This is a genomic window from Streptomyces sp. NPDC037421, assembly GCF_055602105.1.
Genome location: NZ_JBVJWV010000020.1, coordinates 47,438 through 61,258, shown reverse-complemented (window position 1 = coordinate 61,258; position 13,821 = coordinate 47,438). Strand labels below are relative to the sequence as shown.

Below are 13,821 nucleotides of genomic sequence, written 5' to 3'. Positions count from 1 at the left end.
AGATCGTCTGAACTGCGAGGATGAAGGCATGGACAAGCAGCAGGAATTCGTCCTCCGGACGCTCGAGGAGCGCGACATCCGCTTCGTGCGCCTGTGGTTCACCGATGTGCTGGGCTTCCTGAAGTCCGTCGCGGTCGCCCCCGCCGAGCTGGAGCAGGCCTTCGACGAGGGCATCGGCTTCGACGGCTCCGCGATCGAGGGCTTCGCCCGGGTCTACGAGTCCGACATGATCGCCAAGCCGGACCCGGGGACCTTCCAGATACTGCCGTGGCGCGCCGAGGCCCCGGGGACGGCCCGGATGTTCTGCGACATCTTGATGCCGGACGGCTCCCCGTCCTTCGCGGACCCGCGCTACGTCCTCAAGCGCATCCTGGCCAAGACCTCCGACCTGGGCTTCACCTTCTACACCCACCCGGAGATCGAGTTCTTCCTGCTGAAGGACAAGCCGCTCGACGGCACCCGCCCGGTGCCGGCCGACAACTCCGGCTACTTCGACCACACTCCGCAGAACGTGGGCATGGACTTCCGCCGCCAGGCGATCACCATGCTCGAATCCATGGGCATCTCCGTGGAGTTCAGCCACCACGAGGGCGCCCCGGGCCAGCAGGAGATCGACCTCCGCTACGCCGACGCCCTCTCGACGGCCGACAACATCATGACGTTCCGCCTGGTCATGAAGCAGGTCGCGCTGGAGCAGGGTGTCCAGGCGACCTTCATGCCGAAGCCCTTCTCCGAGTACCCGGGCTCCGGCATGCACACCCACCTGTCCCTCTTCGAGGGCGACCGCAACGCCTTCTACGAGTCGGGCGCCGAGTACCAGCTCTCGAAGGTCGGCCGCTCCTTCATCGCGGGCCTGCTGAAGCACGCCGCGGAGACGGCCGCGGTCACCAACCAGTGGGTCAACTCCTACAAGCGCATCTGGGGCGGCTCCTCCCGCACCGCCGGCTCCGGCGGCGAGGCCCCCTCGTACATCTGCTGGGGCCACAACAACCGCTCGGCCCTGATCCGGGTCCCGATGTACAAGCCGGGCAAGACCGGTTCCTCCCGGGTGGAGGTCCGCTCGATCGACTCGGGCGCCAACCCGTACCTCACCTACGCCGTCCTCCTGGCGGCGGGCCTCAAGGGCATCGAGGAGGGCTACGAACTCCCGGCGGGCGCCGACGACGACGTGTGGGCCCTCTCCGACGCCGAACGCCGCGCGATGGGCATCGAACCCCTCCCGCAGAACCTCGGCGAGGCCATCTCCCTGATGGAGCGCAGCGAACTGGTCGCCGAAACCCTCGGCGAGCACGTCTTCGACTTCTTCCTGCGCAACAAGAAGCAGGAGTGGGAGGAATACCGCTCGGAGGTCACCGCCTTCGAACTCCGCAAGAACCTGCCGGTGCTTTAGACGTCTGGTGCGCCACTCCTCCGGGCCCGCGGTCGGTGACCGGGGGCCCGGAGCCGTTTCAGGGCTTGGCGCAGGTGAGGGTCACCTGGTCGCTGCGGGCGCTCAGGTTCGCGGACGGGACGTGGAGGGTCATGAACACGCTCGGGGAGATGCCGTTGACGGTCGCCGGGAGTTCGACCACCTTGAGGAGCGAGACGCTCTGTATGCCGGGGTCGAAGTGGGCCTTGCCCTTGGCGAAGGGTTCGGAGCTGGAGGCGTAGGTCCAGTAGTAGTCGACGTCACCCTTGCCCGTGCCGGTGATCCGGCCGTCGAACTCGGCCCTGTTCGGCTTGGAGCAGTCGACCACGGTGCCCGGTTTGGTGAGGGTGACGATCTCGACCTTGGTGACCTGGACCTTCCCCTGCTTGCCGCCGTCCTGCTGGCCCCGGGGCGGCGTGGTGCAGCTGATGCGGTCGCCCTTGGAGCTGACGCTGTACTTGCCGTAGCGGACGTCGTGCTTGTCGAGTGCGCCATGGTCGTCCACCCGGGCGCGCTGGTTCGTGCGCGGGCCGTTGATCGTGACCGACTGGCCCGGCTCGAATCCCTCCAGGACGAGGTCGTACGAGGTGTCCGTGCCCTCGCTGCTCGCGACCAGCTCGCAGGAGGCGGCCGGCAGGGCCGCCGGTGCGGCGAGAGCCGGGGTGAGGGCGGCCGCGGAGAAGAGGAGCGGGGCCGCGAGGAGCGTGAGGTGGCGGTGCCGGTTCATCGTGCTGCCCTCCGTGACGGGAAAGCCCCCGATGCCGCTCCCAGGATATCGGCGCGGTGGGGGCGGGGCAGGCCGGGCGGCCCGGCCCCGCCCCGCCCCGCGGGTCAGGCGGGGGGCGGGAAGACGGCCGGGTGCCAGGTGGGGGTGGGGGCGGTGGGGCGGCTGGTGGTGGTGTGGAGCAGGCCGTCCAGGCCCAGGACCGCCGTGGTCGTGGTGCCGGACGGGTCGAGGACGGCCGAGGGCGCGCCCGCGTAGAGCATCCGGGACTCCGTCCAGGCGGGCGGCCCGCCCAGGGTGGTCGCGGCGACGGTGCCGGTGTCCGCGCGGCCCGTCACCGTGCGGCCCGCGACGCCGACCGCGCCGTAGCCCGCCCGGCCGCCGGACTCGGAGACGCTGGAGACCTGCGGGGCGCCCGGGCCCGCGGTGACGAGCGCGCTGCGCACCACCCCGGAGTCGGGGCGGCGGAAGTAGAGCCGGATGCCCGCGCCGTCCCGGGCCGCCGAGAGGGGGACCGTGGTGGCGGGGAGCCCGGTCGGGTACGGGCCCGCGACCGGGGCGCCGGGGCCGGGCTGCGTCCAGGCCAGGACGGATTTCGTGGTGGTGGCGTAGACGTGGCGCCGGCCGGCGGAGTCGACGACGGCTACCGGGTCGCTCTGGAGGTCCTCGCCGCCCAGCTGCTGCCAGTCGGTGAAGGACCCCGACGGCTGCTGCACGCGGGCGCGCAGGGTGCGGCGGGTGTCGCGGAGGTGGACGGTGAGGCGGCCCTCGGCGTCGACGGCGGCGGAGGGGGTGCTGATGGCCGAGGTGCCGGGCTCGTCGTCCGGCTCGGGGGTGCCGAGCGACTGCCACGCCCCGAACGGGCCGTCGGGCGCGGTCTGGGCGGCGTACACCACCTCGCGCCGGTAGTCGGCCGGCCGGGGCCCGAGGGTGGTGCGGGTGGCGAGGACCGCGACGCGGCCGTCGGGGAGGCGGGCGGTGGTGGCGCCCGGGTCGATGCCGGTGCCGGGGAGCAGGGCGGGCCCGTGCCAGGTCCCGGCCGGGTCTCGGTTCCAGACGGCCATCCGGCCGTCCAGCGCGGCGAAGGCCCAGAGCCGGCCGGGGGTGCCCTCGGTGAGCCAGGAGGAGGTGTCGGCGCGGGCGTAGCGCAGCGACTGGGCCCAGTGCCGGCCGGTGGGGCTGCCCGCCACCTTGCGGTCGCCGCAGCCGGAGGGGGAGCCGCCGCAGTAGTCGGCCCGGTCCTGCCAGGCGTACGTCTTCAGGAAGCCGATCTTCGTCTCGGCGGTCTGCGGGTCGAGCGCGTGGGGGAGGGTGCCGTTGTGGTACCCGAGGTAGTTCTGGACCGAGAACCGCGGCCGTTCGGTGACCCGCTCGGCGTACAGGGCGGTGGCGGCCTGCACGAAGCGGGCGCCGTACATGTGGTCCTGGTGGTCGGTGTACTTGCCGGTGTCCGCGTACCGGTTGGGCGTCGGGTCCTGCATCCGTATCGTCGTCGGCCGGTACCGCTCCAGGATCCCGGCTATCGACCGGACCACCTGGTCCTTGGTGTACGAGAACTGCTGCTTGACCGGGGTGCCCGTGGTGAGCTGCGCATCCAGCGCCGGTATCCGCCCGTTCCACAGGCCGCGCAGGCTGTCCGGGTTGTCCGCGGCCGGGTTGCGGGCCTCGCGCAGCTGGAACCAGACCAGGTTGACCTGCGGGCGGGCGACGAGGACGTCGAGCTCGGCCTGTCCGCCGCCGGCCGTGGGTATGACCGTGCGCTTCCACGCGCTCGTGCGGTCCCCGGTGGCCATCTGGGCGTAGGCGGAGCGTATGCCGTTCTGCCGGGCCTCCGCGTACCGGGCGCGGTCGGCGGGCTGTTCCGGGTCCTTGGCCTCGCCGCCGCGCGCCTCGTTGCGGCCGTCGGCCTCGCCGGAGGTGAGGTAGGCGGTGGTGACGGGGATCCCGGCCAGCAGGGAGCGGCTGAGGTCGGGGTTCATGAAGAAGAGGTCGTCGTCGGGGTGCGCGACGATCTGGACGACCGTGCCGGAGGTGGTGCTGGCGGGCAGGGCGGCGGCCGGGTTCTTCCCCTCGCCGGTCTCGGCCGAGGTCTGCTGGCCGGAGGCGATGGAGAGGACACCGGAGGCGCCCACGGTCAGCATGGGCAGCACGGCCGCGAGGAGGAAGCGGCGGCGGGAAAGGGGCATGGTCACGGCCTCTTGAGGTCGCTTCGGGCAGGAAGAACCGCTGTGCAGTCAGTGAGAGGCCAAATCGGGGGAGTTGGTTCACCGATTTCGCCGATGACGCACGCTTTTCCGAAAACGACCGGATGTGATTGTGCCCTGCCGGTGCCGTGCGGGGGCCGAACCGCCCGGATCGTGGACGCGGTTGCGGCTCAGGGGGCGGTGTTGCGCGGTCCCACCGGCTGCCAGGGCGCGAGGTGCGCGTCGGAGCCGTCCGTCGAGGAGGTGACGTACAGCCTCGCGTCCAGGCCGACCACGGCCAGGCTGACCAGGTTCTTCCCGGTCATCGTGCTGGACGGGGCCCCGACGAACATCAGCGGCGAGCGCTGCCACGCGCCGCCCGGGCCGACGTCCGAGCCCAGCTGCCCGCCCGCCGAACGGCCCGCCAGTACGTGCCCGCTCGCCGTCACCGGGCCGTATCCCTGGAGCCCGCCCAGGTCGGTGAGGCCGTCCGCCTTGAGCCCGCCGTCGGCCGTCACCAGCGCGGAGCGCACATTGCCCGATCCCGGCTTGCGGAACAGCAGCCGCACCCCGCCCTCGCGCCCCTGCGCCGTCAGCGGGAGCGTGGTGTCCGGCAGCCCGGTGGGGGTGGCCGGACCCAGCGGGGCGCCGGGTTCCGGCTGCGCCCAGGCCGTCACCGTCTTCGTGGTGGCGGCGAAGACCATCCGCCGCCCGGCCCCGTCGGTCGCGGTGGCCGGGGTGCCGTGCAGGTCGGAGCCGCCGAGGGACTCCCACGGGCCCCACTCCCCGTCGGGGCGCTGGACGCGGCCGCGCAGGGTGGAGGCGCCGTCGCGCACGTACACGGCGAGCGCCCCGGTGCCGTCGACCGACACGGCGGGCGCGCTGATGTCGGAGGTCCAGGCGTCGTCGGCGCCTTCCGGGGTGCCGAGCGACTGCCAGGGGCCGAACTCCCCGGAGCCGGGGGCCTGCTGGACCGCGTAGACGACCTCGCGGAGGTAATCGGCCGGCTTGTCGCCGAAGGAGGTGCGGGTGCCGAAGGCGGCGATCCGGCCGTCCTTGAGGGTGACGGTGGATATGCCCTGGTCCATCCCGGTTCCGGGGAGCAGGCGGGGTCCGGTCCAGCTGCCGATCAGGCCGCTGCGGTGCCAGACGGCGACCTGGCCGTCGAGGACCTTGAAGGCCCACAGGCCGTGCTCGGCGTCGGAGGCCAGCCAGGAGGTGCTGGTGCCGCGCGCGTAGTTGATGGACTGCGTCCAGCGGTTGCCGGAGGGGCGGTCGGCGACCTTGAGGTCGCCGCAGCCCGCCTCGCTGCCGCAGTGGTTCTCCTTATCGAGCCAGGCGTAGGTGTCCAGGATGTCCAGCTTCTCCTTGGCCTCGCCGGGGTCGAGGGCGCTGGGGAGCGAGCCGTTGAAGTAGCCGATGTAGTTCTGCACCGCGAAGTGCGGGCGGTCCTTGACCTCCTGCGCGTAGGCGGCGGTGGCCATCTGCGTGAACCGGGCGCCGTAGAAGTGGTCCTGGTGGTCGGTGTACCGCTTGGTGTCCTGGAACCGGCCGGGGGTCGGGTCCTGGGCGCGGATGGTGGTGGGCCGGTAGCGCTCCAGGATGCCCTCGATGGTCCGGACGACCTGGTCCTTGGTGTACGTGAACCCCTGCCTGACCGGGGAGCCGGAGGCGAGCACCGACTCCAGGTGCGGGACCCGGCCGTCCCACAGTCCGTGGAGGCTGTCGGGGACGTCCCCGTAGACGTTGCCGGCCTCGCGCAGCTGGAGCCAGACGAGGTTGATCCCGGGCTTCGCGACGAGGACGTCCACCTCGGCCTGCCCGCCGCCCTTGGTCGGGATCACGGTGCGCTTCCAGGCGCTGCTGCGGTCGCCGGTGGCCATCTTGGCGTAGGCGGCGCGGATGCCGTTCTGGCGGGCCTCGGCGTAGGCGGGCTTGTCGGCCCGGGTGGAGGCCTGCTTGGCGGCGCCCGCGTTGATGCCGTCGGCTTCGCCGGAGGTGAGGTAGACGGAGGTGACGGGGTGACCCGCGGCTATGGAGTACCGCAGGTCCGGGTTCATGAAGTACAGGTCGTCGTCGGGGTGGGCGACGATCTGGAGCACCCGGCCGGGGTCGGGGGCGTCCGCGGCGGTGGCGGTGGTGGCCCTGGAATCGGCGGCGGTGGGCGCGCCGAGGGCGGCGAAGGCCTCGTTGCCCCGGAGCACGAGCATGCTGCCGGCGGCGGTGGCGGCGACGAGGCCGACGGCCTTGACGATCTTCCGGGCGACCGGATGCCGGGCGGCTGCGCCGGGGCCCTGCCCGGGGGCGGGCGTGCGGTCGGCGGCTCCGGCCGTGGGGTCCGCCGCCCGGGGAGCCGGTACGCGGGGCCCGGCGCCGGGCTCCGGACGGGACTCGCCCGGGGTTCCCGCGCCCCCGGCCGTCCCGGAGTCCGGGCCGGTCGCGCGCGCGGCGGCTGCGGGGCTTTCCGCCGGGGCTGGAACGGACGCGCCCGCAGGAGCGTCCGGGGTGGTGACGGCGTCCTCGCGGGGCCCGGCGTCGCGGGCGGCGCCGGCCGGGGCTCCGCCCGTGCGCGGCCCGGCGGGACCGTCGGCGGGGGTGCGGTCCGCCGGGGCCTGGGCCGGGGCCGGGGGGAGGGCGGAGGCGTCGCGCTGTTGGGGGACGCGTGCAGCGGGGGTCGAGGCCGGCTCGGGCTCGCGTGCGGAGGACGGGGTCGCGGCGGAGCCGGCGGGTCCGTCGGACATGGGGGCTCCTCGCGGCCGGTCGGGCGGGGACCGGGCCCCCTCAGGCATAGATCTAACAAGTAAGCAGATAATCTGATAATCCGCCTCATGATATCGGCCACGATGCCCGGTGAGTCGAACGCCTGCTCCGGCTAGGCTCGCTCCCGGGCCGTCTCTTCCGGATCCCGCCTGACCCGCCCGCCCCGCCCGGCACCGCACCTCGCTGCGTTGTCGAGGCACCCGAGGACGTCCAGTGATCGGGAGCCTCTCCGCCTTGCGAGGCACGGCGCCGGACGACGCGGGCTCGACCGGCGAGATCCGGAAGAGACGACCCAGGCCGGCCGGACCCAACGGCAGCGACACACTCGGGAGGCGGCGGGATGACAGTCCCGGGACGCAGGAGCAGCACCTTCATCAGGCTGCTGCGCAGCGGGTTCACCGACCCCACGCACGCCGCCCGGCTCCTGGACGCCGACGCGCTGGCGTCCGTACGCGCCGACCCGGTCCTCCTCGACGCCCTCGGCGCCACCGCCGACCCCGACCTCGCCCTGCACGGTCTGGTGCGCCTCGCCGAGGCCCAGACCCCCGAGGAACTGCCCCTGCTCCTCGACACCCTCGTCAGCGCCAAACCCCTGCGCGACCGCCTCCTCGGCGTACTCGGCGCCTCCGAAGCCCTCGCCGACCACCTCGCCCGGCACCCCCGCGACTGGCAGGCCCTCGTCACCTACGAGGCCGCCGACCTGCACCCCGGCCTCGCCGAGTTCGAGCAGGGCCTCGCCGACGCCCACGACCCCGTCGCCCTGCGCGTCGCCTACCGCCGCTGCCTGCTCTCCATCGCCGCCCGCGACGTCTGCGGCACCACCGAAGTCGCCCAGACCGCCGCCGAACTCGCCGACCTCGCCACCGCCACCCTCCGCGCGGCCCTGCGCATGGCGACCGCCGCCGCGCCCGAGGACGCCGTCCAGTGCCGCCTCGCCGTCATCGCCATGGGCAAGTGCGGGGGCAACGAACTCAACTACGTCTCCGACGTCGACGTGATCTTCGTAGGGGAGGCCGCCGGCGGGGCCGAGGAGCACAAGGCGCTCCAGGCCGCCACCCGCCTCGCCTCCCACCTGATGCGGATCTGCTCCGAGACCACCGTCGAGGGCACCATCTGGCCCGTCGACGCCAACCTCCGCCCCGAGGGCCGCAACGGCCCCCTCGTGCGCACCCTCTCCTCCCACCTCGCCTACTACCAGCGCTGGGCCAAGACCTGGGAGTTCCAGGCCCTGCTCAAGGCCCGCGCCGTCGCCGGCGACCCCGACCTCGGGGCCCAGTACGTCGCCGCCATAACCCCCCTCGTCTGGCAGGCCGCCGAACGCGAGAACTTCGTCGCCGACGTCCAGAAGATGCGCCGCCGCGTCGTCGACAACATCCCCGCCGCCCAGGTGGACCGGGAACTCAAACTCGGCCCCGGCGGCCTGCGCGACGTCGAGTTCGCCGTCCAGCTGCTCCAGCTCGTCCACGGCCGCAGCGACGCCACCCTGCACTCCGGCACCACCCTCGACGCCCTGCACGCCCTCGCCGCCGGCGGCTACGTCGGCCGCGCCGACGCCGCCCAGCTGCACGACGCGTACCGCTTCCTGCGCGCCATGGAGCACCGCATCCAGCTCTACCGGCTGCGCCGCACGCACCTGGTCCCCGAGGACGAGGCCGACCTGCGCCGCCTCGGCCGCTCGCTGGGCCTGCGCACCGAACCCGTCGCCGAGCTCAACAAGGCCTGGCGCAGGCACGCCTCCGTCGTGCGCCGGCTCCACGAGAAGCTGTTCTACCGGCCGCTGCTCGACGCCGTCGCCCAGCTCGCCCCCGGCGAGACGCGGCTCTCCCCGCGCGCCGCCGGGCAGCGGCTCGAAGCCCTCGGCTACGCCGACCCGGCCTCCGCCCTGCGCCACCTGGAGGCCCTCGCCTCCGGCGTCAGCCGCAAGGCCGCCATCCAGCGGACCCTGCTGCCGGTCCTCCTCGGCTGGTTCGCCGACTCCGCCGACCCGGACGCCGGGCTGCTCGGCTTCCGCAAGGTCTCCGACGCCCTCGGCAAGACCCCCTGGTACCTGCGCCTGCTGCGCGACGAGGGCGCCGCCGCCGAGAACCTCGCCCGCGTGCTCTCCGCCGGACGCCTCGCCCCCGACCTGCTGATGCGCGCCCCCGAGGCCGTCGCCCTGCTCGGCGACCCCGAAGGCCTCCAGCCCCGTACGCACGAGGCCCTCGAACAGGAGGTGCTCTCCGCCGTCGGCCGCGCCGACAGCGGGGAAGCGGCCGTCGCCGCCGCCCGCGGGGTCCGCCGCCGCGAACTGTTCCGCACCGCCGCCGCCGACATCATCGCCTCCTACGGCACCGAGGACAGCCCCGCCGAGAAGGACTGCGGCGCCCTCGTGGACCGGGTCGGCGACGCCGTCTCCGACCTCACCGCCGCCACCATCGCCGGTGCCCTGCGCGCCGCCGTGCGCGACCACTGGGGCGAGACCCTCCCGACCCGCTTCGCCGTCATCGGCGTCGGCCGCTTCGGCGGGCACGAGCTGGGCTACGGCTCCGACGCCGACGTCCTCTTCGTCCACGAACCCCGCGAGGGCGTCGACGAACAGGAGGCCGCCAAGGCCGCCCAGACCGTGATCGCCGAGATGCGCAGGCTGCTCCAGCTGCCCACCGCCGACCCGCCGCTCCTCATCGACGCCGACCTGCGCCCCGAAGGCCGCTCCGGGCCCCTCGTACGCACCCTGTCCTCCTACGCCGCCTACTACCGGCGCTGGTCCCTGACCTGGGAGAGCCAGGCACTGCTGCGCGCCGAGCCGGTCGCCGGCGACGTCGACCTCGGCACCCGCTTCATCGAGCTGATCGACCCGCTGCGCTACCCCGCCGAAGGCCTCGGCGAGGACGCGGTCCGCGAGATCCGGCGCCTCAAGGCCCGCATGGAGTCCGAACGCCTGCCGCGCGGCGCCGACCCCACCCTGCACACCAAACTCGGCCGCGGCGGGCTCAGCGACGTCGAGTGGACCGTCCAGCTGCTCCAGATGCGGCACGCCTGGGCCGAGCCGGGCCTGCGCACCACCCGCACCCGCCAGGCCCTGGCCGCCGCCCACGCCGCCGGGCTGCTCCCCACGGAGGAGGCGCAGATCCTCGACGAGGCCTGGGTCCTCGCCACCCGCGTCCGCAACGCCGTCATGCTGGTCCGCGGCCGCGCCGGGGACACCTTCCCCTCGGACGCCCGCGAACTGGCCGCCGTCGGCCGCTACCTGGGCTACCCGGAGGGCAGGGTCGGCGAGGTGCTGGACGACTACCGCCGCACCACCCGCCGCGCCCGCGCGGTGGTGGACGAGCTGTTCTACGGGGCGTAGGCCGGCCACCCCTGGCGGGTGGCCGGCCGCGGCCGGGTTACGCCCCCGCCGCCCGGCGGTAGGTGGAGACGTGGACGCCGGTGCCGGTGGTGACCGTGGAGGCCAGCTCGAACGTGCGCAGGACGCCGTCGTCCGGGAAGAGCCTCTTGCCGCCGCCGAGGACCACCGGCATGATCATCAGCCGGAGTTCGTCGACCAGGTCATTGGCCAGCAGGGTCCGGGCGAGCGAGGCGCTGCCCATGACCACCAGGTCGCGGCCCTCGGCCTCGCGGAGCTTGCGGATCTGCGCGAGGGCCTCGCCGGCCGGGATGAGCGTGGTGTTGTTCCACGTCAGGTCGGAGTCGCCGAGCGTGCCCGACACGACGTACTTGGCGACGCCGTTCATGTGGTCGGCGAAGGGGTCGCCCGCCCGCTCCGGCCACGCCGCGGCCATGCCCTGCCAGGTGCGGCGCCCGAACAGCAGGGCCTCGGTGCCCTCCATCCACTCGGACAGGGCGCCGCCCATCACCTCCGGGTCGAAGAACGGGTGCGTCCAGCCGCCGTGGGCGAAGCCGCCGTCGGTGTCCTCGTCGGGGTGCCCCGGCGCCTGGATGACGCCGTCCAGGCTGATGAATTCCCCCAGCACGATGCGCATGGGAATGCCTCGCTTCCTGATCCGTCCGGTTCGTTCACGACAGGGGAAAGCTATGCAGCGTTCACTGATCAGGCAATCAAATGATTGGGCTGGAGCTTGGTTTTGGCAGGTCACATGCGAGAAATCGTTGCAATGCATCTGATCTGAATGCAAGGCCGGGCCTCAAAGTCATTGCAATGAATGGATGTGAACGCACGCCTGCCACCGCCGGCGCCGGCGCGACATGATGGCCTCCCGAGCCCAGAAGGAGAACCGCCGCCGTGCCCGCTGCTGACACCGTCCTCACCGGAGCCCGCGTCCGCACCCTCGACCCCGCCCGCCCCGAAGCCGGCGCGGTCGCCCTACGCGGCGGCGAGATCGCGGCCGTCGGCGACGCTGCCGACGTGCGCGACTGGCTCGGCCCCGCCACCCAGGTCCTCGACCTCGGCGGAGCCACCCTCACCCCCGGCCTCACCGACGCCCACAGCCACCCCGTCTGGGGCGTCGAGACGGCCACCGGAACCGACCTCTCGCACGTCCGGGACCTCGACCAGCTGCGCGCCGCCCTGCGGACCGCCGACCGCACCGGCGGCTGGGTCCTCGGCTTCGGCCTCGACCACAACGCCTTCGGCGGCCGCCCCGTCGACCGGGACCTCGTCGAGGACGTCCTCGACGGCACCCTCGCCTTCCTGCGCCTCTACGACGGCCACTCCGCCCTCGCCACCGGCCCGGCCCTGGCGGCCGCCGGCATCACCGGCCCCCGAGCCTTCGACCAGCGCTCCGAGATCGTCTGCGACGGCGACGGCCGCCCCACCGGGCACCTCGTCGAGCACGCCGCGATGTCCCTGGCCGGCGCCCTCGCCCCCAAGCCCGCCCCCGCCGAGCGCCGCGCCCGCCTGCTCGCCCTGCTCGACGCCATGGCCGCCACCGGGCTCACCGGCGCCCACGTCATGGACCTCGGCGACGGGGACGTACCCGCCCTCCTCGCCACCGTGGAGTACGAGACGGACCTGCCGCTGCGGCTGCGCCTCGCCCCCTGGTGCATGCCCGGGGCCGACGAGGAGGCACTGGCCGGGCTGGTCGGGCTCCAGGGCGTGCACGGACGCCACTGGCAGGTCGGCGGCGTCAAGTTCTTCATGGACGGCACCGTCGAGGGCGGCACCGCCTGGCTGGACCACGCCGACTGCCACGGCCAGGGCACCGAGGCCTTCTGGCCCGACCCGCACGCCTACGCGCGGGCCGTACGCTTCCTCGACGCGGCCGGAGTCCGCACCGCCACCCACGCCATCGGCGACGCGGCCGTCCGGCACGTCCTGGACACGGTCGCGGCACTCGGCGAGAGCGCCCGCATGCGGCACCGGATCGAGCACATCGAGACCGTCCCCGACGACCAGCTGAAGCGGTTCGCCGAGCTCGGGGTGATCGCCTCCATGCAGCCCCCGCACACCGCGTACACCCGCGCCGACCACACCGACGAGTGGTCCAGGCGGCTCGGCGGGGAACGGGCCGGCCGCGCCTGGCGCTGCCGGGACCTGCGCGACGCCGGCGCGGTCCTCGCCCTCGGCTCCGACTGGCCCATCGCCCACCACGACGCCCGCCAGGTCCTCGCCACCGCCCTGCGACCCCGTGGCGCCGCATCCGGAGGCCGGGCCCTGACCGGGCTGATGGCACTGGAGGGCATGACCTCCCACGCGGCGCTCGCGGCGGGCGAACAGGCCGTCGCGGGCCGCATCGCCCCGGGCTACCGCGCCGACCTGACGGCCCTCGCCCTCGACCCGGTCACCGCCGCCCCCGACGAGCTCGCGCAGGCCCCCGTACGCCTGACCGTGTCAGGCGGCCGGATCACCCACAACGGGCTCTAGGCCTAGGCCCGGCGGAAGCGGTTCAGCAGTTCCGACGCCGGGTGCGGACCGGTGTGCACCGGCCGGCGCGGCAGCCGGTGCGGCAGCGATCCGTACCAGGCGCGGGACACGGTGTACCCGAAGGCCAGGCAGAGCACGCCGCCGACGGCGTCGAGCCAGAAGTGGTTGGCGGTGGCCACGATCACGACCAGGGTCGCCGCCGGGTACAGCAGCCCCAGGATCCGCGCCCACGGCGCGGAGGCCACCGCGAAGATCGTCAGCCCGCACCAGAGCGACCACCCTATGTGCATGGAGGGCATCGCCGCGTACTGGTTCGACATGTGCTTGAGGTTCCCCGAGGCCATGGAACCCCAGGTGTGGTGCACCAGCACGGTGTCGATGAAGCTCTGCCCGTTCATCAGCCGGGGCGGCGCGAGCGGGTAGAGGTAGTAGCCGACCAGGGCGACGCCCGTGGTGGCGAAGAGGACGAGGCGGGTGGCGGCGTAACGCCCGGGATGGAAACGGTAGATCCACACCAGCACGCCGATCGTCACGATGAAGTGCAGCGTCGCGTAGTAGTAGTTCATGCCGACGACCAGCCACGTCACCGAGTTCACGGCGTGGTTGACGGACTGCTCCACGGCGATGCCGAGTCCGCGCTCCACGGACCAGATCCAGTCGGCGTTCGCGAGCGCGGCCGCCTTCTGCTCGGGCACGGCGTTGCGGATCAGGGAGTACGTCCAGTAGCTGACGGCGATCAGCAGGATCTCGAACCAGATCCGCGGCCGCCGCGGGACCCGCAGCCGGGTCAGGAGCGCGCCGTCCGGCTCCGTCACGGTGGATGACGAGAGGTCCGTCCTGGGGGCGCCCCCAGCGGTGGCTGGGGGAGTTTCCAGTGTCTTCACGCTCGCTTCACCCATGGGCAGAGAGTCTGCCAGATGCGCTCCCGCCTCCGATCATCCCT

The 13,821-nt window shown here is 73.5% G+C and carries 8 protein-coding genes; 3 read left to right on the top strand and 5 right to left on the bottom strand.

What is annotated here, in order from left to right; translation table 11 throughout:
• Nucleotides 1-28 precede the first annotated feature (28 nt).
• Nucleotides 29-1,390, top strand: coding sequence for a glutamine synthetase family protein (locus ACZ7IF_RS25605; protein WP_344153501.1), 1,362 nt, complete (start codon nt 29-31; stop codon nt 1,388-1,390).
• Between the two features lie 58 nt (nt 1,391-1,448).
• Here the strand turns inward: ACZ7IF_RS25605 and ACZ7IF_RS25600 are convergent, their stop codons facing one another.
• From ACZ7IF_RS25600 to ACZ7IF_RS25590, 3 genes are all read right to left on the bottom strand, one after another.
• Nucleotides 1,449-2,135 carry a hypothetical protein gene (locus ACZ7IF_RS25600; RefSeq protein WP_470975507.1) on the bottom strand — a complete coding sequence of 229 codons (687 nt, stop codon included), beginning with the start codon at nt 2,133-2,135 and terminating at the stop codon, nt 1,449-1,451.
• Nucleotides 2,136-2,239: 104 nt separating this feature from the next.
• Complete coding sequence (locus ACZ7IF_RS25595) at nt 2,240-4,318, bottom strand: PIG-L family deacetylase (protein WP_470975504.1); 2,079 nt, start codon at nt 4,316-4,318, stop codon at nt 2,240-2,242.
• A gap of 188 nt (nt 4,319-4,506) precedes the next feature.
• The gene (locus ACZ7IF_RS25590) at nt 4,507-7,056 is read right to left on the bottom strand and encodes a PIG-L family deacetylase (RefSeq protein ID WP_470975501.1); all 2,550 of its coding nucleotides are present in this window, start codon (nt 7,054-7,056) and stop codon (nt 4,507-4,509) included.
• Between the two features lie 359 nt (nt 7,057-7,415).
• On the opposite strand from ACZ7IF_RS25590, the gene ACZ7IF_RS25585 reads away from it, so the two are divergent.
• The gene (locus tag ACZ7IF_RS25585) at nt 7,416-10,403 is read left to right on the top strand and encodes a bifunctional [glutamine synthetase] adenylyltransferase/[glutamine synthetase]-adenylyl-L-tyrosine phosphorylase (RefSeq protein ID WP_470975499.1); all 2,988 of its coding nucleotides are present in this window, start codon (nt 7,416-7,418) and stop codon (nt 10,401-10,403) included.
• Between the two features lie 37 nt (nt 10,404-10,440).
• Here ACZ7IF_RS25585 and ACZ7IF_RS25580 read toward each other — a convergent pair whose 3' ends face one another.
• Nucleotides 10,441-11,037 carry a dihydrofolate reductase family protein gene (locus ACZ7IF_RS25580; RefSeq protein ID WP_470975496.1) on the bottom strand — a complete coding sequence of 199 codons (597 nt, stop codon included), beginning with the start codon at nt 11,035-11,037 and terminating at the stop codon, nt 10,441-10,443.
• Between the two features lie 260 nt (nt 11,038-11,297).
• On the opposite strand from ACZ7IF_RS25580, the gene ACZ7IF_RS25575 reads away from it, so the two are divergent.
• Complete coding sequence (locus tag ACZ7IF_RS25575) at nt 11,298-12,878, top strand: amidohydrolase (RefSeq protein ID WP_470975493.1); 1,581 nt, start codon at nt 11,298-11,300, stop codon at nt 12,876-12,878.
• 2 nt (nt 12,879-12,880) lie between these two features.
• Here ACZ7IF_RS25575 and ACZ7IF_RS25570 read toward each other — a convergent pair whose 3' ends face one another.
• Nucleotides 12,881-13,777: a phosphatase PAP2 family protein gene (locus ACZ7IF_RS25570; protein ID WP_470975490.1), complete on the bottom strand. Its 897-nt coding sequence runs from the start codon at nt 13,775-13,777 to the stop codon at nt 12,881-12,883.
• Between the last annotated feature and the right edge of the window lie 44 nt (nt 13,778-13,821).